This is a genomic window from Paraburkholderia rhynchosiae (assembly GCF_002879865.1).
Taxonomy (GTDB): domain Bacteria; phylum Pseudomonadota; class Gammaproteobacteria; order Burkholderiales; family Burkholderiaceae; genus Paraburkholderia; species Paraburkholderia rhynchosiae.
Window position 1 is genome coordinate 94,536 of record NZ_PNXY01000018.1, and the last position, 24,146, is coordinate 118,681.

Sequence of the window (24,146 nt, forward strand, 5' to 3'; positions counted from 1 at the left end):
CGAAAAGTCTCCCGCTCAGTGGGCGCGTGAAAGGTACGCGTTGAAGCCGTGGTCGAGATAGGCATTGAGCGGCAGGTCGTCGCTTAACATGGCGGCATCGATATCGGCGAGCTCGGCCGTGCGCTGCTGGTCTTCCCAGTAGGCAATGCCGACGAGGCTCACGACTAGCGCGGCGAGCGGCCACGCGAGCGCGAAGCGGCGCAGCGGCGAGCGGCGGCGTTGCGGCAGTTGTCCATCCGGCAGGCCGGCCGGCATGCCGGCGCCGGCCAGAGCGGGCGCAAACACCGGCGCGTTCACGGGTTCGGGCTTCTTGCGGGCGAGCGCGGCACGGCGCGCCGCGGCGAGTCGATCGACGGTGGCGGGCGGAATGCTGGCGGCGTTTTCGTCGAGCGCGCGGCGCACCTGGCGCGCGAACTCGAATTCTTTTGTTTCGAGGGAGCTCATAGCGTGATTCCTTTGGCCTTGAGCGCTTGCGCCAGCGTGTGGGTGGCCCGCGAACAGTGCGTCTTCACACTGCCTTCGGAGCAGCCCATCGCGGCGGCAGTCTCGGCGACATCCATATCTTCCCAATAACGCATGAGAAACGCCTCCCGTTGACGTGCCGGTAACTTTTGGATCTCGTCGTCGATCATCTGCAAGACCTGTTCGCGTTCGAGCTTCTGCTCGTTGCTCTCGGCGCCCGCCGAGCCCTGCTGGGCTTCGAACGTTTCCAGCGGGTCGAATTCGTCGTCGTCGGCATTGCCGAACGATGAGAACAGACTCACCCACGTATTGCGCACTTTGGCACGACGGAAATAGTCGTGCATCGCATTTTGCAGAATACGCTGAAACAGTAGCGGAAGCTCGGCCGCCGGACGGTCGCCGTATTTTTCGGCGAGCTTGATCATCGCGTCCTGCACGATATCGAGCGAGGCGTCGTCGTCCCGCACGGCGTAGACCGTTTGCTTGAATGCGCGCCTTTCGACGCCCGCCAAAAAATCGGCGAGTTCCTTGTCTGATGCCATCCGTTGGGGGTCGGCGCAGCGAGCGTGCGCGTAATCGGTCGAAAAATGTCGTAAAACTCGCGGATGCTAACAAACTTTTGCGCAAGCGGGGGCAAAACGTGAGCCGCGTTGCATCGTCGTAACCGGCGCGCCGGTCAGAAGGGGCGTCACGGTCGGGCGTTCGGGCAATATTTGCTTGACCGCGGGGGCGTCTGCCGCTATCGTCGCTGGTTCGCAACATAAGTGACTTGTCTCATTGAGGTGTGGCCCAAGAAGCTCACCTGTCAACTGGACGCGCCGCTTGAACCCGAGCCACAAGCCCGGCAGAGAGCACCCGATCAATTTTTTGCCGAAAATTCGAAAGGTGAATTGAATGAATATGCCCAGCGCGGAATTCTCCACGTCGGATACGACTCCACAACACGAAGCTGACTCTATCGGCGCCACCGTGCTCATGAAGGCACTGGCCGACGAAGACGTCGAATTTGTTTGGGGCTATCCCGGCGGCTCGGTACTCTACATCTACGACGAGCTGTACAAGCAGGACAAGTTCCAGCACATTCTCGTGCGCCACGAGCAGGCCGCGGTTCACGCCGCCGACGCCTATTCGCGTTCCACCGGCAAGGTCGGTGTGTGCCTCGTGACCTCCGGCCCCGGCGTCACCAATGCGGTGACCGGCATCGCCACCGCCTATATGGATTCAATTCCGATGGTCGTGATCAGCGGCCAGGTGCCGACTGCCGCGATTGGCCAGGATGCGTTCCAGGAGTGCGATACGGTCGGTATCACGCGTCCTTGCGTGAAGCACAACTTCCTCGTGAAGGACGTGCGCGACCTCGCCGCCACCGTCAAAAAAGCGTTTTACATTGCCCGTACCGGCCGCCCCGGACCGGTGCTGATCGACATTCCGAAAGACGTGTCGAAAGCGCCTTGCCAGTATGAGCCGCTCAAGAATGTTTCGCTGCGCTCGTACAACCCGGTTACGAAGGGCCACTCCGGCCAGATCCGCAAGGCGGTTTCGCTGCTGCTCTCGGCGAAGCGCCCGTACATCTACACCGGCGGCGGCATCATTCTCGCGGACGCATCGCGTGAATTGAACCAGTTCGCCGATCTGCTCGGTTATCCCATCACCAACACGCTAATGGGGCTGGGCGGCTACCGCGCGAGCGACAAGAAATTCCTCGGCATGCTCGGCATGCACGGCACGTACGAAGCCAACATGGCGATGCAGCACTGCGACGTGCTGATCGCCATCGGCGCGCGCTTCGACGACCGCGTGATCGGCGACCCGGCGCACTTTGCGTCGCGTCCGCGCAAGATCATTCATATCGACATCGATCCTTCTTCTATCTCCAAGCGCGTGAAGGTCGACATTCCGATCGTCGGCGACGTCAAGGAAGTGCTGAAGGAGTTGATCGAGCAGTTGCAGACGGCCGAGCATGGCCCGGACACCGCGGCGCTCGCCGACTGGTGGAAGGACATCGAAGGCTGGCGCGCGAAAGACTGCCTGAAATTCGACCGCAAGAGCGACATCATCAAGCCGCAGTACGTGGTGGAGAAGGCGTGGGAGTTGACGGACGGCAATGCGTTCGTCTGTTCCGACGTCGGCCAGCACCAGATGTGGGCTGCGCAGTTCTATCGCTTCAACAAGCCGCGCCGCTGGATCAACTCGGGCGGCCTCGGCACGATGGGCTTCGGCCTGCCGGCGGCGATGGGCGTGAAGATGGCGCACCCGGACGACGACGTGCTCTGCATCACGGGCGAAGGCTCGATCCAGATGTGCATCCAGGAGCTCTCGACCTGCAAGCAGTACGAGACGCCGGTCAAGATCATCTCGCTGAACAACCGCTATCTGGGCATGGTGCGCCAGTGGCAGCAGATCGAATACAGCAAGCGCTACTCGCATTCGTACATGGACGCGCTGCCGGATTTCGTGAAGCTTGCCGAAGCGTACGGCCACGTCGGCATGCGTATCGAACGCACGGCCGATGTCGAGCCGGCGCTGAAGGAAGCGCTGCGCCTGAAAGATCGCACGGTGTTTCTCGACTTCCAGACCGATCCCACTGAAAACGTCTGGCCGATGGTTCAGGCCGGCAAGGGCATCACCGAGATGCTCATGGGTTCGGAAGATCTATAACGACGGTTTCTAGCGTCGGCTTCGTCATGCGCGCCTTCAAAAAAGGCGGCGGCCGGCGAAGCGGCGCGAAACCGCTCGCATACATCGACAAAACATCTGGAAGAAGCGAAACATGAGACACATTATTTCTGTCCTGCTGGAAAACGAACCGGGCGCGTTATCGCGCGTGGTCGGTCTCTTCTCGGCACGCGGCTACAACATTGAAACCTTGACGGTGGCTCCGACCGAAGACCGTTCGCTGTCGCGCATGACCATCGTCTCCATTGGCTCGGACGACGTGATCGAACAGATCACGAAGCATCTGAACCGCCTGATCGAGGTGGTGAAAGTGGTCGACCTTACCGAGGGCGCCCATATCGAGCGCGAGCTGATGCTGATCAAGGTGAGGGCGGTCGGCAAGGAACGTGAGGAGATGAAGCGGATGTCGGATATTTTCCGCGGCCGCATCATCGACGTCACCGAGAAGACCTACACGATCGAACTGACGGGCGCGAGCGACAAGCTCGACGCCTTCATCGAAGGGCTCGATTCCACCGCGATTCTCGAAACGGTCCGTACGGGCAGCTCGGGCATCGGTCGCGGCGAGCGCATTCTGAAGGTGTAACGCGCGAGCGTTTCGATCCGGCCGGATAGCGCTCCTCACGGTCGTCACTATCCGGCCTTGCAACACAACATTCGCAGTATCTGAATCTCACTGAATCATCCGTATTTAGCCAAGGAACCGACATGAAAGTTTTCTACGACAAGGACGCCGATCTCTCCCTCATCAAGGGCAAGCAGGTCACCATCATCGGCTATGGCTCGCAAGGCCATGCGCACGCGCTGAACCTGAAGGAAAGCGGCGTGAACATCACGGTCGGTCTGCGCAAGGGCGGCGCATCGTGGAGCAAGGCTGAGAATGCCGGCCTGCAAGTGAAGGAAGTGGCGGAAGCCGTGAAGGGCGCGGACGTCGTCATGATGCTGCTGCCGGACGAGCAGATCGCCGAAGTCTATGCGAAGGAAGTGCACGCCAACGCCAAGCAAGGCGCGGCGCTGGCATTCGCGCACGGCTTCAACGTGCACTACGGCCAGGTGATTCCGCGTGCCGATCTGGACGTGATCATGATCGCGCCGAAGGCGCCGGGCCACACGGTTCGCGGCACGTACTCGCAAGGTGGCGGCGTGCCCCATCTGATCGCAGTTGCGCAAGACAAGTCGGGCGCAGCACGCGACATCGCTCTGTCGTACGCCGCGGCGAACGGCGGCGGCCGTGCCGGCATCATCGAAACGAACTTCCGTGAAGAAACGGAAACCGATCTGTTCGGCGAACAGGCCGTGCTGTGCGGCGGTACTGTCGACCTGATCAAGGCGGGCTTCGAAACGCTGGTGGAAGCGGGCTACGCGCCGGAAATGGCGTACTTCGAATGCCTGCACGAACTGAAGCTGATCGTCGACCTGATCTATGAAGGCGGCATCGCGAACATGAACTACTCGATCTCGAACAACGCCGAATACGGCGAGTACGTGACGGGTCCGCGTATCGTGACGGCTGAAACGAAGAAGGCGATGAAGGCCGTGTTGACCGACATTCAGACGGGCGAGTACGCGAAGAGCTTCATCATCGAAAACAAGGCTGGCGCACCGACGCTGCAATCGCGCCGCCGTCTGACGGCCGAGCACCAGATCGAGCAGGTTGGCTCGAAGCTGCGCGCTATGATGCCGTGGATCGCGAAGAACAAGCTGGTCGACCAGTCGAAGAACTAAGAAGTCCGTCTTATCGTCTTATACCGGCGCGGCGCACCGCCGCATGCGCCGGTAATGCAAAAAGCCGCCCGAGGGTGCTGAACCCCGGGCGGCTTTTGCTATCCTACGGTTTTACAAAAATACTGAAGCCATCCATGAATTACCCACATCCGATCATCGCGCGAGAAGGCTGGCCGTTCATCGCCATCGCGGCCGTCGTTGCATTACTGGTTCACGCCTTCGCGGGGTTCGGCTTTGCGTGGCTCTTCTGGCTGATTCTGATCTTCGTCGTGCAGTTCTTCCGCGATCCGGCGCGCCCGATTCCGACTCAGGCGAATGCCGTGCTATGCCCGGCCGACGGCCGCATCGTCGCAGTGGAAACCGCGCATGATCCGTATGCCAATCGTGAAGCGCTGAAAATCAGCGTGTTCATGAACGTATTCAATGTCCATTCGCAGCGCTCGCCCGTCGATGGCGCGATTTCCAAGGTCGAATATTTTCCCGGCGCGTATCTGAATGCCGCGGTGGACAAGGCTTCGCTAGAAAACGAGCGCAACGCGATCGTGATCGAAATGGCCGGTGGCCAGACGGTGACGTCCGTGCAGATTGCGGGTTTGATCGCGCGGCGCATTCTTTGCTATGTGCGTGCAGGTGAGCCGCTTACGCGTGGTCAGCGCTATGGCTTTATCCGCTTCGGCTCGCGCGTCGACGTCTATCTGCCGGTGGGCAGCCGTCCGCGTGTGTCGATCGGCGAGAAGGTGTCGGCGTCGTCCACGATCCTCGCTGAACTGTAAAGCGGCACCAAGGAGGTTGTCCGAATGGCCGCATTCAAACCGCGCCGACCGCGCACCAGTGGACCGCTGCCGCGGCCGTTTCGCCGCAACAAGCCGATCGCGGCGGACTCGCCGGTCGTCGAGAGCCGGCGCGCGCAGCGTCAGCAATTCCTGAGAAAGCGCGGCATTTATCTGCTGCCGAACGCGTTCACCACGGCGGCGCTCTTCTGCGGCTTCTTTGCTGTCGTTCAGGCAATGAACGTGCGCTTCGAAGTCGCGGCCATCGCGATCTTCGTGGCCATGGTGCTCGACGGCATGGATGGCCGCGTCGCCCGTATGACGCATACGCAAAGCGCATTCGGCGAGCAGTTCGACAGTCTGTCCGACATGGTGTCGTTCGGCGTCGCGCCGGCGCTCGTCATGTATGAGTGGATCCTGAAGGACCTTGGCCGCTGGGGCTGGCTCGCGGCGTTCGTCTACTGTTCGGGCGCGGCGTTGCGCCTTGCTCGCTTCAACACGAACATCGGCGTGGTCGACAAGCGCTTCTTCCAGGGTATGCCGAGCCCGGCGGCGGCCGCGCTCATCGCCGGCTTCGTGTGGCTTGCCACCGACAACCGCGTGCCGCTCAAGCTGGTCTGGCTCCCGTGGGTCGCTTTCGTGCTGACCATCTACGCGGGCGTCACGATGGTGTCGAACGCGCCGTTCTATAGCGGTAAGGCGCTCGACGTGCGGCATCGCGTGCCGTTCGGTGTCATTCTGCTGGTGGTGGTGGCGTTCGTGCTGGTGTCGTCCGACCCGCCGCTGATGCTGTTCGGCCTGTTCGTGCTGTACGGTCTGTCCGGCTACGTGTTCTGGGGCTATCAGGCGATGCGCGGCAGGGCGAATCCGGCTCGCTCGGTGGCGCACGACAGGTAGCTCGCAGATTGTTGTCCCCGCTGCGCGGCTCGCAGTTTGAGAGCTTATGCAGCATGAGAAACGGTGGCCCTTGGGTCGCCGTTTTTCGTTTCCCGATGCTCGCCAAAACCTCGCGGCAAGGCGCGCTACACGCAGGTCTGGCGCTAATTGCACGCAGGGGGGAATGCCGCTATAGTCGTTGGATGACTGCGTCCACGTTGGCTTTTCAGGCGCAATAGAGGCGGCGAACCGGGCTACGGGATGAGCACAATCGAGAGCCGCAATCGAGCCGCACCGCGCACCTTAAAGCCGGCGCATTGACCGCGTTGACCGTCGCGCTAACCGGTTGCGCGTTTCCGCCTCATCCATGGTCGAGCGTCGTTCGCGGCGCTAACGGCGGCGGCATCCACATTCCAATATCCGATTCCCACAATTGAACGACTCCGCAGGAGACTCGACATGTCCGACAAACTGATCATATTCGACACCACGCTGCGTGACGGCGAACAATCGCCCGGCGCGTCGATGACGAAGGAAGAAAAAATCCGTATCGCGAAGCAACTCGAGCGGATGAAGGTCGACGTGATCGAAGCAGGCTTCGCGGCGAGTTCGAACGGTGACTTCGACTCTATTCAGACAATCGCAGGTCTGATTAAAGACAGCACGATCTGTTCGCTCGCCCGCGCGAACGACAAGGATATTCAACGTGCGGCCGACGCGCTCAAGCCCGCCGAGCGTTTCCGCATTCACACGTTTATCGCGACGTCGCCGTTGCACATGGAAAAGAAACTGCGCATGACGCCGGACCAGGTGTTCGAGCAGGCGAAGCTGGCGGTGCGTTTCGCCCGCAAATTTACGGACGACGTCGAGTTCTCGCCGGAAGACGGCAGCCGCTCGGACATGGACTTCCTGTGCCGCGTGCTGGAAGCGGTGATCGCGGAAGGCGCGACCACCATCAACATCGCAGACACGGTCGGTTACGGCGTTCCTGAGTTGTACGGCAATCTCGTGAAGACGCTGCGCGAGCGTATTCCCAACTCGCACAAGGCGGTGTTCTCGGTGCATTGCCATAATGACCTCGGCATGGCAGTGGCGAATTCGCTGGCCGGCGTGCAGATCGGCGGCGCGCGTCAGGTCGAGTGCACGATCAACGGTCTGGGCGAGCGCGCGGGCAATACGTCGCTCGAAGAAATCGTGATGGCCGTGAAGACCCGCAAGGATTATTTCGCGCTCGAACTCGGCCTCGATACGACGCAGATCGTGCCGGCTTCAAAGCTGGTGTCGCAAATTACCGGTTTCGTCGTGCAGCCGAATAAAGCGGTGGTCGGCGCGAACGCATTCGCGCACGCGTCAGGCATCCACCAGGACGGCGTGCTGAAGGCGCGCGACACCTACGAAATCATGCGCGCCGAAGACGTGGGCTGGAGCGCGAACAAGATCGTGCTCGGCAAATTGTCGGGCCGCAATGCGTTCAAGCAGCGCTTGCAGGAGTTGGGCATCGCGCTCGACAGCGAAGCCGAGTTGAATACGGCGTTCGCCCGCTTCAAGGAACTGGCTGACCGCAAGTCGGAGATTTTCGACGAGGACATCATCGCGATCGTCACCGAAGAATCGGCTGAGGCGCAGCAGAAAGAACACTACAAGTTCGTGTCGCTGTCGCAGCATTCGGAGACCGGCGAGCAGCCGCACGCGAAGATCGTGTTCGCGGTGGACGGCAAGGAAATTACCGGCGAAGCGCGCGGCAACGGTCCGGTGGATGCCACGCTCAATGCAATCGAAACGGAAGTGGGCAGCGGTTCTGAGTTGCTGCTGTACTCGGTGAACGCGATCACCACCGGCACGCAGGCGCAGGGCGAAGTGACCGTGCGCCTGTCGAAGAGTGGGCGCATCGTCAATGGCGTGGGTACCGATCCGGATATCGTCGCGGCTTCCGCGAAGGCGTATATCTCAGCGCTCAACAAGCTGTATTCGAACGCCGATAAGCTGAATCCACAGCGCTCTGAGTGACTTGCAAAGGCGCTTATTGAAAGCGGCTTGATGCATTCCCGCTTGTAGCAAATCTAAGCCCCGCGCCTTGAATGGCGCGGGGCATTTTTTTGTGCGGCGTGCGCGTTTCGCTCGCACGCCGCAATCTCGCCACGTTACTCCGTTGCCGCGCGTCGCATCGACCAGCCGCGAGCCGCGCGCGCCTGCGCCCGGACCTGGTGCCGCACTTCTACGGCGATGCCGCGGCCCGGCGCATCGGCGACGAATGTGTCGAGCAGTTCGCGCACATCGTGGTCGACGAAATCGGCGCGCGTTGCATCGACGATCAAGGTCGCGCCGTCGGGAATCTGCTGCAAATAGTGCTTGAGCGGCACCTTGCCCAGAAACGACACGTCCTTGCGAAACGACAGCAGGTAATGATCGCCGTGTTGCGCGAGCACGATCGGGCGGCGCAGATTCGCATACAGCGCGAGCAGCACGCTGCACAGAATGCCGAGCACGATGCCGATCAGCAGATCGGTCGCGAGCACGCCAACCAGCGTGACAATAAACGGTGCGAACGGCGCGAAGCCTTGCTTCGCTATCGCGACGAACAGTGACGGCTTGGCGAGCTTCAGCCCCGTGAAAATCAGGATCGCCGCGAGACAGGAAAGCGGAATGAGATTGATGACGCTCGTCAGCGCAAACACGCTGACGAGCAGCAGCACGCCGTGAATGATCGCCGACAGACGGCTCTGCGCGCCGGCATGCACGTTCGCGGAACTGCGCACGATCACGGACGTAATCGGCAAGCCGCCAATCGCGCCGGCAATCAGATTGCCCACGCCTTGCGCTTTCAGTTCGCGATCCGGCGGCGCGGGGCGTCGTTCCGGGTCGATCTGCTCGACCGCTTCGAGGCTCAGCAAGGTTTCGAGACTTGCGACAATCGCGAGCGTAATGGCCACGCGCCATACGTCGGGATTAACCAGTTGCGCAAAATGCGGCCCGAAGTCGGCCCACTCGAGCGCGACGCCCAACGCGGCGAACGATTCGAGCGGCGGCAACGCGACGCGATGTTCGGCGGCTGGCGCGATCGACGGCGCAAGCATGTGCAGCAGCAACGTCGCGCCAATGCCGAGCAGCACCACGGCGAGCGGTGCGGGAACCATGCGTACGAGCGCAAAGCGGCGCATTGCACGCGTTTCCCAGCCAATGAGGATGGCCAGCGACAGCAGCGTGATCGCGCACGCCACCAGCGAGACCGAACCGAACGGCGCCAGGATCGTGCCAGCCGCCTGCGCGGCGGTGGGCGCATTCGCTGCCGCTTGTCCGCCGAACAGGCCGAGCGCGAGCGGGAATTGCTTGACGATCAGCAGGATGCCGATAGCGGCGAGCATGCCCTTGATGACCGGCGACGGTACATATGCAGCGAAGCGGCCCGCCTTGAGCATCCCGAAGCCGAACTGGATCATGCCGGACAGCAGCACGGCCGCGAGGAATGCGGAGAAGCTGCCAAGCTGCGCGATGCCGTCGACGACAATCACGACGAGACCTGCCGCCGGGCCGCTGACGCTCAGGCGCGAGCCGCTCAGCACGGCGACGACCAGCCCGCCGACGATGCCCGAGACAAGCCCGGCAAACGGCTCGACGCCCGATGCATTTGCAATGCCTAGACAGAGCGGCAGAGCCACCAGAAAAACGACCGTGCCCGCAAGCACGTCGCGCTGAAACGTAGAGAAAAAAGCTCGAAGGTTCATAGTGTCGGTGCAGTAATGGGTGATGCCTGATGACAGGCGAGGGCTGAACCGGATAGGACCCGGCTCTGGCTGTGCATTGGCATCAGGCCGCGCTATGAACGGCTGTCGCGCAGGTCATCGCGTCGTCGGCCTCGTAGCCGGACGTGAGCACCTTGATGCGTCCGTCTTCGAGCGCGAAAATCCAGCCGTGCACGAGCGGTGCCGGTTCGGCGTCCCGCACGATCGCATTCGCCCGTAGCTGACGCACCTGTTCGAGCACGTTCAACTCGGCGAGGCGGTCGACGCGTTCGCGTTCGCTCGCATGTCCGCCGAGTTCGTCGCGATGAGTTCTGGCAAGCGTGCAGAGCGGCGCGATACGGCGATTCACGTGCGGCAGGCTCGGATCCGGCGGCAGCAGCGAGGCGCGCACGCCGCCGCAGCCGTAATGTCCGCAGACGATCACGTGACCGACCTTGAGCACGCGCACTGCATATTCGAGAACGCTCGCCGAGTTGTCGTCGTCGGGATGGAAGAGATTGGCGATGTTGCGGTGAACGAACAGGTCGCCCGGCTCGCAATGCGTGATGGTTTCGGCGGGCACCCGGCTGTCCGAGCAGCCGATCCACAGCACATGCGGGTTTTGACCGCGCACCAGATCGCGGAAAAACTCAGGGTTGCGCTCGGCGGTTTCGTGCGCCCATGCGACGTTGGCGACGAGAAGGCGTTTGGGACGATTCATCGATAGCGGCTCCATAAAGGGGCGCATCGTCCGGTGCAGGAATCACGGCGGAGCCGTGTGGTCCGCCGCAGAGTCGGCAGCGGACCAGCACCGGATCGATACTTACAAAAGCCTTTCTATCAAAAATTAATCGCTTGTGTGTGAAATAAAATTCGCCGTCATGCGCAATAAATAAAAAAAAGCCGCCTTGGGGGCGGCTTTCGGAGAGGCATGCATAGTGAATGACAGCAGCGCCTAGAACAGGTTCCGGCGGTCTGGATCGTGCAGCGGATCGGGCGTTTTTTGCGTGAGACGCAGCACGCCCTGGTCGTCGAAATAAAAGCTGAACATCATGTACCAGACGTTGTCTTCGAGGTAGCGATACGTCCACACCTCGCGCTTCATCAACGGGAAGTAGGACGTCTCCACCGGGCGGCCAAAATTCACCAGCACGTCGCTCCTCGTCCATTTGCCGACCTCCGCGCGATAGAACTCGTTCGGCTGCAATACCTGACGTACGTTGATGATCTTGCCGGACGCGTCGATGTCGGCGGCCGTGGTGGTTTCGCCCATCGGCTGCGTGGGCCACATCAGCCGCTTGCCGCCGTTAGGCAAATCGTAGATTTCGCGTGGAGGACCGAGGCGCGCGACGATCGTCGATTCGTCCGCACCTTGTTGATATTGCTGCCAGGGCTGCACGCAGCCGGCGAGCGCCAATGCGCTCAGGCAGGCCAGCGCCGCGCGCCGTATGTGCGCGGCAGCCGGCGCCCCGATCGAGGCCGCCTTGACGTGATGGCGGTTCAACATGAAATCCTCCGATGGCTTTTAAGTAGCGGTTTTTATCATCAAGACGGAATATTTTGACACGTGCGGCGGTAAAAGATTTGCGCCGTCTACGGGCTGGCCGGCGCAATAACAGTACCGCAGCAGCACGACAACGGCTTCGGCGGCTTGCTTATTCCGTCTCGAACGACCTATGATCCGCGCTTCGACGATTGAGGCGGGACGGACGATGGCAACGTGGCAAAGGACGGCGGCAGCGGCATTGGCGGCAATCTCAGTGACGGTGACGGGCTATGCCGTCGCCGCTGAAAGGGCGGCGAATCCCTCGGGCGCGCCCATCCAGTTGGCGCTGATCGAGGGCATGTCCGGTCCGTTTGCGAACGCGGGCGCGGCGGTGGAGCGCAACCTGCGCTTCGGCGTGGAGCAGGTCAACGCGCGCGGCGGCGTGAAGCTGGCCGACGGCGCGCATCCGCTGGAACTCGTCGTGCTTGACAGCAAGGGCGGCACCGAAGAGGCGCTCACGCAACTGCGCGCGGCCGCGGACCGCCACATCGGCTACATCCTGCAGGGCAATAGCTCGGCGGTCGCGGCGGCGCTCGTCGGCGCGATCGACAAGCAGAACAGCCGCGAGCCGGGCAACCGCGAGCTGTTCCTCAATTATTCCGCCGACGACCCCGCGTTGACCAACGCCAACTGCAGCTTCTGGCACTTCCGCTTCGACGCGCATGCGGGCATGCGGATGAATGCGCTCGCCGACGTCATTCAGCGCGACAAGGCGGTGAAGAAGGTGTACCTGCTGAATCAGGACTACAGCTTCGGGCATGACGTCAGCAGCCTCGCGCGTTCGGCGCTGGCGTCGAAGCGTCCCGATATTGCAGTGGTAGGCGACGAGTTCCATCCGATTGGCCGCGTGAAGGACTTCGCGCCGTACGTTGCGAAAATCCGCGCGAGCGGCGCCGATGCCGTGATCACGGGCAATTGGGGTAACGATCTGACGCTCCTCGTGAAGGCGGCGCGCGAGCAGGGTCTCGACACGAAGTTCTACACGTTCTATGGCAACAGTCTCGGCGCGCCGGCTGCGTTGGGCGAGGCCGGCGTCGGGCACGTGATCGCCGTGGCGGACTGGCATCCGAATGCGGGCGGCGCGGCTTCCGATGCGTGGTACGAGGCCTTTCGCACCCGTTTCCCGGCCGCGCAGGACGACTATCCGGTATTGCGCATGTCCTTGATGATCGAAACCCTGGCCGCGGCGATGAACCGCGCGAAGAGCGCCGATCCTGCAGCAGTCGCCCGGGCGCTGGAAGGCATCCGATTCGACAACGGCTTCCATGCGTCGTGGATGCGGGCGGATGACCATCAATTGATCCAGCCCCTCTACGTGATGGAGATGGATAAAGCCGGCACGCGCGGTGTGCATTTCGATAACGAGGGCTCCGGTTTCGGCTTCCGCACGGTGCTGGCGTTGCCGGCGGAACGCACCGTCCCGCCGACCGTCTGCAAGATGAAGCGGCCGTGAATGACCGTGCCCGGCATGGCGAGCGGGTTGTTTCGCGCCCGCTGTTCGGCCCGGCACAGCAGGGTTCGCGGCCGATTCGGGCTGTGCTACAATACGCGTCCCGTTGCGGTGCCGGCTGTCATACAAGCTGTAGTTGCAGTGGTTGTACAGGGGCAGTAGTTGTATAGGGCGCTGTTTCGCACGGGTAACCCACGGCACGGCCTTTCTTCCGTGACCGCCTGTCTAGTTCTCAAGGAAATCGACATGTCCGCAGTTGATACAAGCAAGAAGTCCGAAGTCGTTGCGCAATTCGCACGCGCAGCCAACGACACCGGCTCCCCCGAAGTTCAGGTCGCGCTGCTCACGACCCGCATCAACGAACTGACCGTTCACTTCAAGGCACACGCGAAAGATCACCACAGCCGCCGCGGTCTGCTGCGCATGGTGAGCCGCCGCCGTAAGCTGCTCGACTACCTGAAGGGTAAGGACGCGGATCGTTACCGCGCACTGATCGAGAAGCTGGGTCTGCGTAAGTAATCGGCTAGTCGTTCAGCAAGATGCCTGTGTCAGTTCCACTGATACAGGCATTTTGTTTTTGCACGGTGTGCTTCATGTGAGGTGCACTGCCTGTTGTCCGCAGTGGCGTGCAGGTTCATGCGGCGGGGCAGGAAGCAGTAAAGCAGTAGAAAAAGCAAGCAGTAGAAAAGGCAGCAAAAATTGGAACATGGCCGGGCTTCAGGGCGGAGCTTTGTGTCATTCCAGCGGTTCGCGCGCGTACTCAACGTAGGGCGTGGTTCTCTGGAATGGCATAACACTACTCTTCCCATGCGGCGCCGGTCCTGGCGTTGCCGCGCCGCTTCTGGTCCGCGCGGCATTACGATGAGGAAAGCAATGACTATGTTCAATAAGATCGTCAAAGAGTTTAAATGGGGACAACATAACGTTCGCCTCGAAACCGGCGAAATCGCTCGCCAGGCGAGCGGCGCGGTAATTGTCGACGTCGAAGACACCGTTGTGCTGGCCACCGTGGTCGGTGCCAAGACGGCGAAACCGGGTCAGGACTTCTTCCCGCTGACCGTCGACTACCTCGAGAAGACCTACGCCGCCGGCAAGATCCCGGGCGGCTTCTTCCGCCGCGAAGGCCGTCCGTCGGAAGGCGAAACGCTGATCTCGCGCCTGATCGACCGTCCGCTGCGCCCGCTGTTCCCGGAAGGCTTCTACAACGAAGTCCAGGTCGTGATCCACGTCCTGTCGCTGAACCCGGAAATTCCCGCTGACATTCCCGCGCTGATCGGCGCGTCGGCGGCGCTCGCCATCTCCGGTCTGCCGTTCAACGGCCCGGTCGGCGCTGCACGCGTGGCCTATATCAACAACGAATATGTGTTGAACCCGACGCGTCCGCAAATGAAGGAATCGGCGCTGGACCTGATCGTCGCCGGTACGGAACGCGCGGTGCTGATGGTGGAATCGGAAGCGCAGCAACTGAGCGAAGAAGTGATGCTCGGCGGCGTGGTGTTCGGCCATGAGCAGATGCAGATCGCGATCGACGCGATCCACGATCTGGTCCGCGAAGGCGGCAAGCCCGAATGGGATTGGCAACCGGCGGCGAAGAATGAGCCGCTGATCGCGCGCGTGACGGAACTGGCGCAAGCCAACCTGCTCGCGGCTTATCAGCTCCGCGACAAGCAGGCGCGTTCGGCCAAGCTGAAGGAAGTCTACGCAGCGACGTCGGCGCAGCTCGAGCAGGACGCGGCAGCAGCCGGCACCGTGGCGGCCGACAAGGCAACCGTCGGCAACGTGCTGTTCGACATCGAAGCAAAGATCGTCCGTACGCAGATCCTGAACGGCGAACCGCGTATCGACGGCCGCGACACGCGCACCGTGCGCCCGATCGAAATCCGTACCGGCGTGCTGCCGCGTACGCACGGCTCGGCGCTGTTCACGCGCGGCGAAACGCAGGCGCTGGTGGTGGCAACGCTCGGCACCAAGGGCGACGAGCAGAACATCGACGCGCTCGAAGGCGAGTACCGCGAACGCTTCATGCTTCACTACAACATGCCTCCGTTCGCGACCGGCGAAACGGGCCGCGTTGGTTCGCCGAAGCGTCGTGAAATCGGTCACGGGCGTCTGGCCAAGCGCGCGCTGGCTGCCTGCCTGCCGAGCGCCGACGAATTCGGCTACTCGATTCGCGTCGTGTCGGAAATCACGGAATCGAACGGTTCTTCGTCGATGGCTTCGGTGTGCGGCGGCTGCCTCGCGCTGATGGACGCCGGCGTGCCGATGAAGGCGCACGTCGCCGGCATCGCCATGGGCCTGATCCTGGAAGGCAACAAGTTCGCGGTGCTGACCGACATTCTCGGCGACGAAGATCACCTCGGCGACATGGACTTCAAGGTGGCGGGCACCGAGCAAGGCGTGACCGCGCTGCAGATGGACATCAAGATCCAGGGCATCACGAAGGAAATCATGCAGGTCGCCCTCGCGCAAGCGAAGGAAGGCCGTATGCATATTCTCGGCAAGATGACCTCCGCGGTGTCTGGCGCGAACACGCAACTGTCGGAGTTCGCACCGCGCATGATCACCATCAAGATCAATCCGGAGAAGATCCGCGACGTGATCGGCAAGGGTGGCTCGGTGATCCGCGCGCTGACCGAAGAAACCGGCACGACGATCGATATTTCGGACGACGGTGTTGTGACCATCGCGAGCACCAGCAGCGAAGGCATGGCCGAAGCGAAGAAGCGTATCGAGAACATCACGCTGGAAGTCGAAGTGGGCCAGGTGTACGAAGGCACGGTGCTCAAGCTGCTCGATTTCGGCGCGATCGTGAACATTCTGCCGGGCAAGGACGGTCTGCTGCACATCTCCGAAATCGCCAACGAGCGTATCAAGGACATCAACGACTACCTGAAGGACGGCCAGCAAGTGAAGGTCAAGGTCATCCAGACGGACGAAAAGGGTCGTGTGCGTTTGTCGGCGAAGGCGTTGCTGAACGATGGCGCGCCGAGCGCGCCGCAGGGCGAACCGACGCCGCAGTAAAGCGGTAGCGGCACAACGGCCGGCAGCGCGAATGCGCGCCGGCCGTTTTTCATGATGGGTTCAGGGTGGATTGCGTTGCAGATGGATGCCGGCTCTGGCAAGCGGGCAATCCGCTTTCGCGCGGCGGCTTTATTTGCGGCTTTGTCTGAAGTTCGCGCGACTCGTGCTTGATTGCCGGGATGCGGCGACAATGCAGGTGAACGCGGACGAACGCGGGTGTGCAACGCAATCCAATCTTGGAGTTGACGCAGATGAAAGCGATCGAAATCACCGAATTCGGAGCACCGGAAGTCCTTAAGCTCGCGGAGCGGCCTACGCCGCAGCCGAAAGCGGGCGAGGTGCTGATCAAGGTGGCGGCGTCCGGCATCAACCGTCCTGATGTGTTTCAGCGCAAGGGCGGCTACGCGCCGCCTCCGGGCGCGTCGGACCTGCCGGGGCTGGAAGTGGCGGGCGAGATCGTCGGCGGCGACATCGACGCGAAGCACAATCCGTTCGGCCTGAAAATCGGCGATCGCGTGTGTGCATTGCTGGCGGGCGGCGGTTACGCCGAGTACGCGGTTGCGCCGCTGTTGCAATGCCTGCCGGTGCCCACGGGTCTGTCGGATGTCGAGGCGGCGTCGCTGCCGGAGACTTTCTTCACCGTGTGGAGCAATGTCTTCGATCGCGCGCAGCTCGGCAAAGGCGAGGGCGGGTCGAACGAAACCTTGCTGGTGCAAGGCGGCTCGAGCGGCATCGGCGTGACCGCGATCCAGATTGCGCATGCGCTCGGTTTCCGCGTGTTCGCCACTGCGGGATCGGACGAAAAGTGTCGGGCGTGCGAAGCGCTGGGCGCCGAGCGTGCCATCAACTACAAGACGGAAGATTTCGTCGAAGTCATCAAGTCGCTAACCAACGACCGTGGCGTCGACGTGGTCCTCGACATGGTGGCGGGCAGCTACGTGTCGCGCGAACTGACGGCTCTCGCGGACGGCGGACGCATCGTGCTGATTGCGTTGCTGGGCGGCGCGAAGGCGGAGTTGAACCTCAACGAGGTGCTGCGCCGCCGCTTGACGGTAACCGGTTCGACGCTGCGCGCGCGGCCAATCGAGTTCAAGGCGAAAATCGCTGCGCAACTCAAGGAACTGGTGTGGCCGCATCTGCAGGACGGCCGGATCAAGCCCGTGGTGCATCGCGTGTTTCCCGCGGCCCAGGCCGCCGACGCGCATGCGCTGATGGAAAGCAGCACACATGTCGGCAAAATTGTGCTGACTTGGGGTCAGGACGCTTGATGCGGGTCGTTCGGTAGGAGTCGGTGCTTATGTGCTCGTTTGACCCGATCTCCCCCAAGCAGTAAAATTGCGCGTTTTGCGCACGCCGCATGAATCCGAAAGGCGGATTGTAAGCGCAAACAATGCCCGCCGCCAAAGCAGGACAAGCAGACGACAAGGGGCAAGACGAGACGATGTCGACACAACGAGCCAAACTGGTAGTCGGTAACTGGAAGATGCACGGGTGCCTCGCCGAAAACGCGACGCTGTTGCAGGCCGTGGCAAAAGGTGCGGCCGAACTGCCGGCCGGCGTGCGCGTCGGCGTGTGCGTGCCGAGCCCGTATCTCGCGCAAGCGCAGTCGTTGCTGGAAAGCAGCCGGGTGGTGTGGGGCGTGCAGGATATTTCCGCCTTCACGCACGGCGCCTATACCGGTGAAGTGGCTGCGCAAATGGTGGCGGATTTTCACGCCATGTTCGCGATCGTCGGGCACTCCGAGCGCCGTGCGTATCACCGCGAAAGCGCCGAGCTGGTTGCAGTCAAGACCCAGCGGGCGCTGGAGGCAGGTTTGACGCCGATCGTATGCGTCGGTGAAACGCTCGAAGAACGCGAAGCCGGTTCGACCGAGCAGGTAGTCGGCGCGCAACTGGACGAAGTGCTGGGGAAGCTGTCGGCGCAAGAAGCGGCGCGTATCGTTGTTGCCTATGAGCCTGTCTGGGCGATCGGCACCGGTAAAAGTGCGAGTTCCGAGCAGGCGCAGGCGGTGCATGCGTTCTTGCGTTCGCGTCTCGCGGCCAAAGGCGCTGGCGTCACGGATGTGCCGCTCTTGTACGGCGGCAGCGTGAAGCCGGACAATGCGGAAGAATTGTTCCGTCAGCCGGATATCGACGGCGGTCTGATCGGCGGCGCGTCGTTGAAAGATCAGGATTTCTTGGCGATCTGCAAGGCGGCTGTCACCACGGCCGCCGGTTAAGCAGGGCGCCTTGTCGAGGATGACCCATCCCGAGCCTCGCGGTCCGCGGGTCCCGGTTAAATAAAGACTCAGGTGAGTGTAATGCTGTATTTGAAAACATTGATTATCGTCGTTCAGCTGTTGTCGGCGCTTGGGGTCATCGGTCTAGTTTTGCTGCAGCACGGCAAAGGCGCGGATATGGGCGCGGCTTTTGGCAGTGGAGCATCGGGCAGCCTGTTTGGCGCCACCGGCTCCGCAAACTTTTTGTCGCGCACAACGGCAGTGCTCGCAGCGGTGTTTTTTGTAACTACGCTGACCCTCACCTACCTCGGCGCATATCGTGCAAAGCCTTCTGCGGGCGTGCTCGGTGCGGCGGTCACTGCTCCGGTCGCAGCTTCGGCTGCCTCGGCGCCAGCAGGCGGTTCGGCTGCGCTGGCTGCGTCGGCTGCGTCCGTTCCGAGCACCGACGTCCCGAAATAAATTTTCGTGGAAAGTGCCTTTTGTGCGTTGAACAAACTGTTTGGAGCAGTTACAATCTAAGTCTTGAAGCGATTCGCGGGTTTTACAAGTTGTTTTCCCGGATTGCATACAGTGCCGACGTGGTGAAATTGGTAGACACGCTATCTTGAGGGGGTAGTGGCGAAAGCTGTGCGAGTTCGAGTCTCGCCGTCGGCACCAAATGTTATCTAATGCCAGCCGCTTGCTTCGCTTCGGCTGGCATTTTCACTTCTGGCGCGCGGTTTGCGCTGCATCCGCGGCATGTACGTCTCAGAAGTGATTTCGCGTCAGGGGTGCTATGCTCCTGACGGCATTCAGAACCAACCGATTGAGGATAGTCTTGAACCTCGCAGCCTATTTCCCCGTCTTGTTGTTCCTCGTTGTGGGCACCGGTTTAGGCGTAGCACTGGTCAGTATCGGCAAGATCCTCGGTCCCAACAAGCCCGACACCGAGAAAAACGCACCGTACGAGTGCGGCTTCGAAGCATTCGAAGATGCGCGCATGAAATTCGATGTGCGCTATTACCTCGTCGCCATTCTCTTCATCATTTTCGATCTTGAAACCGCGTTCCTGTTCCCGTGGGGCGTCGCCCTGCGCGACATCGGCTGGCCTGGCTTCATGGCGATGATGATTTTCCTGCTCGAATTCCTGCTGGGCTTCGCCTACATCTGGAAGAAGGGCGGCCTCGACTGGGAATGATGGTTTAATCGCCGGTTTGCGTGGGTGGCCAAGGCTTGCCGCCCCGTCTGGAGTGGAAAGCAAATGAGTATCGAAGGGGTCTTGAAGGAAGGGTTTGTCACCACCACGGCTGACAAACTGATTAACTGGACGCGCACCGGCTCCTTGTGGCCGATGACGTTCGGTCTTGCGTGCTGTGCGGTCGAGATGATGCATGCGGGCGCTGCCCGCTATGACCTCGACCGTTTTGGTGTGGTGTTTCGTCCCAGTCCGCGTCAGTCGGACGTGATGATCGTCGCCGGTACGCTGTGCAACAAGATGGCGCCGGCGCTGCGCAAGGTGTACGACCAGATGGCCGAGCCGCGTTGGGTGATTTCGATGGGCTCTTGCGCGAACGGCGGCGGCTATTACCACTACTCGTATTCGGTAGTGCGTGGCTGCGATCGCATCGTACCGGTCGACGTCTATGTGCCGGGCTGCCCGCCAACAGCGGAAGCGCTGGTCTACGGCGTGATCCAGTTGCAGGCCAAGATTCGCCGCACTAACACAATCGCCCGTCAATAAGGCAACGCCTCTCCCCACAATATGGCAAGCAAACTCGAGACCCTGAAAGCGAACCTCGAGGCGGCCTTTGGCGGCCTCCTGTTGAGCACTACCGAGGCAATCGGTGAGTTGACGATCGTCGTGAAAGCAAGCGACTACATCAACGTGGCAACGCGTCTGCGCGACGACCGCTCGCTCGGTTTCGAGCAGTGCGTGGATCTGTGCGGCGTCGACTATCAAACCTATGCCGACGGCGCTTACGACGGTCCGCGTTTCGCGGCCGTTCTGCATTTGTTGTCGGTGCAGAACAACTGGCGTCTGCGTCTGCGTGTGTTCGCCCCGGACGACGAAGTGCCTATCCTGCCGTCGGTCGTCGAAATCTGGAATTCGGTCAACTGGTATGAGCGGGAGGCGTTCGACCTGTACGGCATCGTCTTCGAAGGCCATCCAGACCTGCGCCGCATTCTGACCGACTACGGTTTCATTGGTCACCCGTTCCGCAAAGATTTCCCTGTCTCCGGCTACGTCGAAATGCGTTACGACCCGGAAGAGAAGCGCGTCGTCTATCAGCCTGTGACGATCGAGCCGCGGGAAATCACGCCGCGCGTGATCCGCGAAGATCGCTATGGCGGTCTGAAACACTAAGAGAACGCCATGGCAGAGATCAAGAACTACACGCTCAATTTCGGCCCTCAGCATCCGGCGGCGCACGGTGTGCTGCGCCTCGTGCTGGAGCTCGACGGCGAAGTCATCCAGCGCGCCGATCCGCACATCGGCCTGCTGCATCGCGCGACTGAAAAGCTCGCCGAAACCAAAACGTTTATCCAGTCTGTGCCGTACATGGACCGTCTCGACTATGTGTCGATGATGGTGAACGAGCACGGCTATGTGATGGCGATCGAAAAGCTGCTCGGCATCGACGTGCCTGTTCGCGCGCAATACATCCGCGTAATGTTCGACGAAATCACGCGTGTGCTGAACCACCTGATGTGGATCGGCGCGCACGCGCTGGACGTCGGCGCAATGGCGGTGTTTCTGTATGCGTTCCGCGAGCGCGAAGACCTGATGGACGTGTACGAAGCGGTATCCGGCGCACGGATGCACGCGGCTTACTATCGTCCGGGCGGCGTTTATCGCGATCTGCCGGACGCCATGCCGCAGTACAAGGCGTCGAAGATTCGCAACGCGAAGGCATTGTCGAGAATGAACGAGAACCGTCAAGGTTCATTGCTGGACTTCATCGACGATTTCTTCACGCGTTTTCCGAAGTGCGTCGACGAGTATGAAACGCTGCTCACCGACAACCGGATCTGGAAACAACGTCTGGTCGGTATCGGCGTGGTCAGCCCGGAGCGCGCGCTGCAACTCGGCATGACCGGCGCAATGCTGCGCGGCTCGGGTATCGAATGGGACCTGCGCAAGAAGCAGCCGTACGAAGTGTACGAGAAGCTCGATTTCGACATTCCAGTCGGCGTGAACGGCGACTGCTATGACCGTTATCTGGTTCGCGTCGAAGAAATGCGTCAGTCCACGCGAATCGTGAAACAGTGCGTTGAGTGGCTGCGCAAGAATTCCGGCCCTGTGATGATCGACAATCACAAGGTTGCGCCGCCGTCGCGCGTCGGCATGAAGTCGAACATGGAAGAACTGATTCATCACTTCAAGCTGTTCACTGAAGGCTTCCATGTGCCGGAAGGCGAGGCTTATGCCGCCGTCGAGCATCCGAAGGGCGAGTTCGGCATCTATCTGATCTCCGATGGCGCAAATAAGCCGTATCGCCTCAAGATTCGCGCGCCGGGCTATGCGCACCTGTCCTCGCTGGACGAAATGGCGCGCGGTCACATGATCGCCGACGCTGTGACGATCATCGGCACGCAGGACATCGTGTTCGGCGAAGTCGATCGCTAGGACGTAATCGTCGGCGCGCGTCTTCGGATTGTAGCGAAGCACGCGTCAAGCAAAGGAACGCCGGGTCTGTCGCAGCATCATCATGTGAGCGACGGGTTTTCGTTCGGTAGGAATTGAAAGAGTCGTGTCTGAAAATGATCTCAGCTGAAGGCCTGAAAGAAATCGATCGTGCGATCGCGAAGTATCCCGCCGATCAGAAACAGTCCGCCGTGATGTCGGCGTTGGCCACTGCTCAGGAAGAGCATGGCTGGCTGTCGCCCGAACTCATGCAGTTCGTCGCGGACTATCTCGGCATGCCCGCAGTCGCCGTGCAGGAGGTGGCAACCTTCTACACGATGTACGAGACGTCGCCGGTCGGCAAGTACAAGATCACGCTCTGCACGAACCTGCCGTGCCAGCTCGGCCCGGACGGCGGCTCCGACAGCGCCGCTGAATATCTGAAGCAGAGGCTCGGCATCGACTTCGGCGAAACCACGGCCGACGGCAAATTCACCCTGAAAGAAGGTGAGTGCATGGGTTCGTGCGGCGACGCGCCGGTGATGCTGGTGAACAACCATCGCATGTGCAGCTTCATGAGCCGCGAGAAGATCGATCAGCTGCTCGAGGAACTTTCGAAATGACGTCTTTACACGATCGTCACATCAAACCGCTGATTCTCGCCGGCCTCAACGGCGACAACTGGCATCTCGAAGACTACGTGGCGCGCGGCGGTTACGCCCAGCTGCGCCGCATTCTGGAAGAAAAGATTCCGCCGGAGCAGGTGATCGCCGACGTCAAGGCGTCGGGTCTGCGCGGCCGTGGCGGCGCGGGCTTCCCGACCGGGCTGAAGTGGAGTTTCATGCCGCGCCAGTTTCCGGGCCAGAAGTACCTCGTCTGCAATTCGGATGAAGGTGAGCCGGGCACGTTCAAAGACCGCGACATCCTCCGCTTCAATCCGCATTCGCTGATCGAAGGCATGGCCATCGGCGCGTACGCGATGGGCATTACAGTCGGCTACAACTATATTCACGGCGAAATCTGGGAAGTCTACAAGCGCTTCGAAGAAGCGTTGGACGAAGCTCGCCGCGCCGGGTTCCTCGGCGAGAACATCATGGGTTCGGGCTTCTCGTTCGAGCTGCATGCGCACCACGGTTACGGCGCCTATATCTGCGGTGAAGAAACCGCGCTGCTGGAATCGCTGGAAGGCAAGAAAGGTCAACCGCGCTTCAAGCCGCCGTTCCCGGCGAGCTTCGGCGTGTACGGCAAGCCGACCACGATCAACAACACCGAGACGTTCGCAGCGGTGCCGTTCCTGCTCGCAATCGGTCCGCAGAATTACCTCGAGATCGGCAAGCCGAACAACGGCGGCACGAAGATTTTCTCGATTGCAGGCGACGTCGAACGTCCGGGCAACTATGAGGTTCCGCTCGGCACGCCGTTCGCGACGCTGATGGAACTCGCTGGCGGCATGCGCGGCGGCAAAAAGATCAAGGCCGTCATTCCTGGCGGTTCGTCGGCGCCGGTCATCCCCGGCGACATCATGATGCAAACCGACCTGGATTACGATTCGATCGCGAAGGCTGGGTCGATGCTCGGTTCGGGCGCCGTCATCGTGATGGACGAGACGCGTTGCATGGTTCGCTCGCTGCTGCGTTTGTCGTACTTCTACTACGAAGAATCGTGTGGTCAATGCACGCCTTGTCGTGAAGGCACGGGTTGGCTGTACCGCGTCGTGCATCGTATTGAACATGGGCTCGGGCGTCCTGAAGATCTGGATCTGCTGAACTCGGTTGCGGAAAACATCATGGGCCGCACGATTTGCGCGCTCGGCGATGCAGCGGCCATGCCGGTTCGCGGCATGCTCAAGCACTACTGGGACGAATTCGAATATCACGTCGCTCACAAGCATTGCCTCGTCGGCGGTCATGCAAGCGCTGCTGCGGCAACTGAAACAGTGGCTGCCTGAGTGGCCCGGCAGGCGGCCAGACAAGTGCGCTGACAGGTGCGCTGACGGTTGCGCACCACGACACGTCAACCGCGGGATTCATTGCCTCGACGGGCGATGAACGGGGCGAACGATTGAGCGGTAACAGGTTA

General features: G+C 61.3%; 23 protein-coding genes and 1 tRNA gene. 19 read left to right on the forward strand and 5 right to left on the reverse strand.

Annotation, left to right across the window (positions count from 1 at the left end):
• Positions 1 to 15: 15 nt before the first annotated feature.
• Positions 16 to 444: a DUF3619 family protein gene (locus tag C0Z16_RS23495; protein ID WP_102634466.1), complete on the reverse strand. Its 429-nt coding sequence runs from the start codon at positions 442 to 444 to the stop codon at positions 16 to 18.
• A complete protein-coding gene (locus C0Z16_RS23500; protein ID WP_006048222.1) occupies positions 441 to 1,004 on the reverse strand; it encodes an RNA polymerase sigma factor in 564 nt (187 codons plus the stop codon). The genes C0Z16_RS23495 and C0Z16_RS23500 overlap by 4 nt, the downstream gene beginning before the upstream one ends.
• A 352-nt stretch (positions 1,005 to 1,356) precedes the next feature.
• Here C0Z16_RS23500 and C0Z16_RS23505 point away from each other — a divergent pair, with 352 nt between their 5' ends.
• The 6 genes from C0Z16_RS23505 (at position 1,357) to C0Z16_RS23530 (ending at position 8,516) form a co-directional block, all read left to right on the forward strand.
• Positions 1,357 to 3,120 (forward strand): acetolactate synthase 3 catalytic subunit, encoded by a 1,764-nt coding sequence (locus tag C0Z16_RS23505; protein WP_102634467.1) that lies wholly within the window; start codon positions 1,357 to 1,359, stop codon positions 3,118 to 3,120.
• Between the two features lie 112 nt (positions 3,121 to 3,232).
• Positions 3,233 to 3,724, forward strand: coding sequence for an acetolactate synthase small subunit (gene ilvN / locus C0Z16_RS23510; RefSeq protein ID WP_025602412.1), 492 nt, complete (start codon positions 3,233 to 3,235; stop codon positions 3,722 to 3,724).
• A 122-nt stretch (positions 3,725 to 3,846) separates the two neighbouring features.
• Complete coding sequence (gene ilvC, locus C0Z16_RS23515; protein ID WP_006048219.1) at positions 3,847 to 4,863, forward strand: ketol-acid reductoisomerase; 1,017 nt, start codon at positions 3,847 to 3,849, stop codon at positions 4,861 to 4,863.
• Positions 4,864 to 4,997: 134 nt separating this feature from the next.
• Positions 4,998 to 5,636: a phosphatidylserine decarboxylase gene (locus tag C0Z16_RS23520; RefSeq protein ID WP_013088924.1), complete on the forward strand. Its 639-nt coding sequence runs from the start codon at positions 4,998 to 5,000 to the stop codon at positions 5,634 to 5,636.
• A gap of 24 nt (positions 5,637 to 5,660) precedes the next feature.
• Positions 5,661 to 6,530 carry a CDP-diacylglycerol--serine O-phosphatidyltransferase gene (pssA, locus tag C0Z16_RS23525; RefSeq protein WP_102634468.1) on the forward strand — a complete coding sequence of 290 codons (870 nt, stop codon included), beginning with the start codon at positions 5,661 to 5,663 and terminating at the stop codon, positions 6,528 to 6,530.
• 438 nt (positions 6,531 to 6,968) lie between these two features.
• Positions 6,969 to 8,516: a 2-isopropylmalate synthase gene (locus tag C0Z16_RS23530; RefSeq protein WP_102634469.1), complete on the forward strand. Its 1,548-nt coding sequence runs from the start codon at positions 6,969 to 6,971 to the stop codon at positions 8,514 to 8,516.
• A 134-nt stretch (positions 8,517 to 8,650) separates the two neighbouring features.
• On the opposite strand, the gene C0Z16_RS23535 is transcribed toward C0Z16_RS23530, so the two are convergent.
• From C0Z16_RS23535 to C0Z16_RS23545, 3 genes are all read right to left on the reverse strand, one after another.
• Positions 8,651 to 10,231, reverse strand: coding sequence for a SulP family inorganic anion transporter (locus C0Z16_RS23535; protein WP_102634470.1), 1,581 nt, complete (start codon positions 10,229 to 10,231; stop codon positions 8,651 to 8,653).
• Between the two features lie 82 nt (positions 10,232 to 10,313).
• Complete coding sequence (locus tag C0Z16_RS23540) at positions 10,314 to 10,949, reverse strand: carbonic anhydrase (protein WP_102634471.1); 636 nt, start codon at positions 10,947 to 10,949, stop codon at positions 10,314 to 10,316.
• A gap of 234 nt (positions 10,950 to 11,183) precedes the next feature.
• Positions 11,184 to 11,735: a hypothetical protein gene (locus C0Z16_RS23545; RefSeq protein ID WP_102634472.1), complete on the reverse strand. Its 552-nt coding sequence runs from the start codon at positions 11,733 to 11,735 to the stop codon at positions 11,184 to 11,186.
• A 205-nt stretch (positions 11,736 to 11,940) separates the two neighbouring features.
• Here C0Z16_RS23545 and C0Z16_RS23550 point away from each other — a divergent pair, with 205 nt between their 5' ends.
• The 13 genes from C0Z16_RS23550 (at position 11,941) to nuoF (ending at position 24,015) form a co-directional block, all read left to right on the forward strand.
• On the forward strand, positions 11,941 to 13,227 hold the full coding sequence (locus C0Z16_RS23550) for a branched-chain amino acid ABC transporter substrate-binding protein (protein ID WP_102634521.1): 1,287 nt from the start codon (positions 11,941 to 11,943) through the stop codon (positions 13,225 to 13,227).
• A gap of 243 nt (positions 13,228 to 13,470) precedes the next feature.
• Positions 13,471 to 13,743, forward strand: a complete 273-nt coding sequence (gene rpsO / locus C0Z16_RS23555; protein ID WP_006048211.1) for a 30S ribosomal protein S15 — start codon at positions 13,471 to 13,473, stop codon at positions 13,741 to 13,743.
• Between the two features lie 354 nt (positions 13,744 to 14,097).
• The gene (pnp, locus tag C0Z16_RS23560; protein ID WP_175130715.1) at positions 14,098 to 16,245 is read left to right on the forward strand and encodes a polyribonucleotide nucleotidyltransferase; all 2,148 of its coding nucleotides are present in this window, start codon (positions 14,098 to 14,100) and stop codon (positions 16,243 to 16,245) included.
• A gap of 251 nt (positions 16,246 to 16,496) precedes the next feature.
• Entirely contained in the window at positions 16,497 to 17,513 is a 1,017-nt protein-coding gene (locus C0Z16_RS23565; RefSeq protein WP_102634474.1) for an NAD(P)H-quinone oxidoreductase, read from the forward strand.
• A gap of 173 nt (positions 17,514 to 17,686) precedes the next feature.
• Complete coding sequence (gene tpiA / locus C0Z16_RS23570; protein WP_102634522.1) at positions 17,687 to 18,463, forward strand: triose-phosphate isomerase; 777 nt, start codon at positions 17,687 to 17,689, stop codon at positions 18,461 to 18,463.
• 81 nt (positions 18,464 to 18,544) lie between these two features.
• Positions 18,545 to 18,922 (forward strand): preprotein translocase subunit SecG, encoded by a 378-nt coding sequence (secG, locus tag C0Z16_RS23575; protein WP_102634475.1) that lies wholly within the window; start codon positions 18,545 to 18,547, stop codon positions 18,920 to 18,922.
• 113 nt (positions 18,923 to 19,035) lie between these two features.
• Positions 19,036 to 19,120, forward strand: a tRNA-Leu gene (locus C0Z16_RS23580).
• 160 nt (positions 19,121 to 19,280) lie between these two features.
• Positions 19,281 to 19,640 carry an NADH-quinone oxidoreductase subunit A gene (locus tag C0Z16_RS23585; RefSeq protein ID WP_013339872.1) on the forward strand — a complete coding sequence of 120 codons (360 nt, stop codon included), beginning with the start codon at positions 19,281 to 19,283 and terminating at the stop codon, positions 19,638 to 19,640.
• 63 nt (positions 19,641 to 19,703) lie between these two features.
• Positions 19,704 to 20,183, forward strand: a complete 480-nt coding sequence (locus tag C0Z16_RS23590) for a NuoB/complex I 20 kDa subunit family protein (protein WP_006052903.1) — start codon at positions 19,704 to 19,706, stop codon at positions 20,181 to 20,183.
• A gap of 21 nt (positions 20,184 to 20,204) precedes the next feature.
• Positions 20,205 to 20,807, forward strand: a complete 603-nt coding sequence (locus C0Z16_RS23595) for an NADH-quinone oxidoreductase subunit C (RefSeq protein WP_102634476.1) — start codon at positions 20,205 to 20,207, stop codon at positions 20,805 to 20,807.
• Between the two features lie 9 nt (positions 20,808 to 20,816).
• Complete coding sequence (locus C0Z16_RS23600) at positions 20,817 to 22,070, forward strand: NADH-quinone oxidoreductase subunit D (RefSeq protein ID WP_102634477.1); 1,254 nt, start codon at positions 20,817 to 20,819, stop codon at positions 22,068 to 22,070.
• A gap of 134 nt (positions 22,071 to 22,204) precedes the next feature.
• On the forward strand, positions 22,205 to 22,690 hold the full coding sequence (nuoE, locus tag C0Z16_RS23605) for an NADH-quinone oxidoreductase subunit NuoE (protein ID WP_102634478.1): 486 nt from the start codon (positions 22,205 to 22,207) through the stop codon (positions 22,688 to 22,690).
• Complete coding sequence (gene nuoF / locus C0Z16_RS23610; protein WP_102634479.1) at positions 22,687 to 24,015, forward strand: NADH-quinone oxidoreductase subunit NuoF; 1,329 nt, start codon at positions 22,687 to 22,689, stop codon at positions 24,013 to 24,015. Before nuoE ends, nuoF begins: the two co-directional genes overlap by 4 nt.
• The last annotated feature ends 131 nt before the right edge of the window (positions 24,016 to 24,146 follow it).

Bases quoted from the DNA above. Each gene is read 5' to 3' on its own strand.
- C0Z16_RS23495 (WP_102634466.1), bottom strand. From the start codon at position 444: ATGAGCTCCCTCGAAACAAAAGAATTCGAGTTCGCGCGCCAGGTGCGC.
- C0Z16_RS23500 (WP_006048222.1), bottom strand. From the start codon at position 1,004: ATGGCATCAGACAAGGAACTCGCCGATTTTTTGGCGGGCGTCGAAAGG.
- C0Z16_RS23505 (WP_102634467.1), top strand. From the start codon at position 1,357: ATGAATATGCCCAGCGCGGAATTCTCCACGTCGGATACGACTCCACAA.
- ilvN (WP_025602412.1), top strand. From the start codon at position 3,233: ATGAGACACATTATTTCTGTCCTGCTGGAAAACGAACCGGGCGCGTTA.
- ilvC (WP_006048219.1), top strand. From the start codon at position 3,847: ATGAAAGTTTTCTACGACAAGGACGCCGATCTCTCCCTCATCAAGGGC.
- C0Z16_RS23520 (WP_013088924.1), top strand. From the start codon at position 4,998: ATGAATTACCCACATCCGATCATCGCGCGAGAAGGCTGGCCGTTCATC.
- pssA (WP_102634468.1), top strand. From the start codon at position 5,661: ATGGCCGCATTCAAACCGCGCCGACCGCGCACCAGTGGACCGCTGCCG.
- C0Z16_RS23530 (WP_102634469.1), top strand. From the start codon at position 6,969: ATGTCCGACAAACTGATCATATTCGACACCACGCTGCGTGACGGCGAA.
- C0Z16_RS23535 (WP_102634470.1), bottom strand. From the start codon at position 10,231: ATGAACCTTCGAGCTTTTTTCTCTACGTTTCAGCGCGACGTGCTTGCG.
- C0Z16_RS23540 (WP_102634471.1), bottom strand. From the start codon at position 10,949: ATGAATCGTCCCAAACGCCTTCTCGTCGCCAACGTCGCATGGGCGCAC.
- C0Z16_RS23545 (WP_102634472.1), bottom strand. From the start codon at position 11,735: ATGTTGAACCGCCATCACGTCAAGGCGGCCTCGATCGGGGCGCCGGCT.
- C0Z16_RS23550 (WP_102634521.1), top strand. From the start codon at position 11,941: ATGGCAACGTGGCAAAGGACGGCGGCAGCGGCATTGGCGGCAATCTCA.
- rpsO (WP_006048211.1), top strand. From the start codon at position 13,471: ATGTCCGCAGTTGATACAAGCAAGAAGTCCGAAGTCGTTGCGCAATTC.
- pnp (WP_175130715.1), top strand. From the start codon at position 14,098: ATGACTATGTTCAATAAGATCGTCAAAGAGTTTAAATGGGGACAACAT.
- C0Z16_RS23565 (WP_102634474.1), top strand. From the start codon at position 16,497: ATGAAAGCGATCGAAATCACCGAATTCGGAGCACCGGAAGTCCTTAAG.
- tpiA (WP_102634522.1), top strand. From the start codon at position 17,687: ATGTCGACACAACGAGCCAAACTGGTAGTCGGTAACTGGAAGATGCAC.
- secG (WP_102634475.1), top strand. From the start codon at position 18,545: ATGCTGTATTTGAAAACATTGATTATCGTCGTTCAGCTGTTGTCGGCG.
- C0Z16_RS23590 (WP_006052903.1), top strand. From the start codon at position 19,704: ATGAGTATCGAAGGGGTCTTGAAGGAAGGGTTTGTCACCACCACGGCT.
- C0Z16_RS23595 (WP_102634476.1), top strand. From the start codon at position 20,205: ATGGCAAGCAAACTCGAGACCCTGAAAGCGAACCTCGAGGCGGCCTTT.
- C0Z16_RS23600 (WP_102634477.1), top strand. From the start codon at position 20,817: ATGGCAGAGATCAAGAACTACACGCTCAATTTCGGCCCTCAGCATCCG.
- nuoE (WP_102634478.1), top strand. From the start codon at position 22,205: ATGATCTCAGCTGAAGGCCTGAAAGAAATCGATCGTGCGATCGCGAAG.
- nuoF (WP_102634479.1), top strand. From the start codon at position 22,687: ATGACGTCTTTACACGATCGTCACATCAAACCGCTGATTCTCGCCGGC.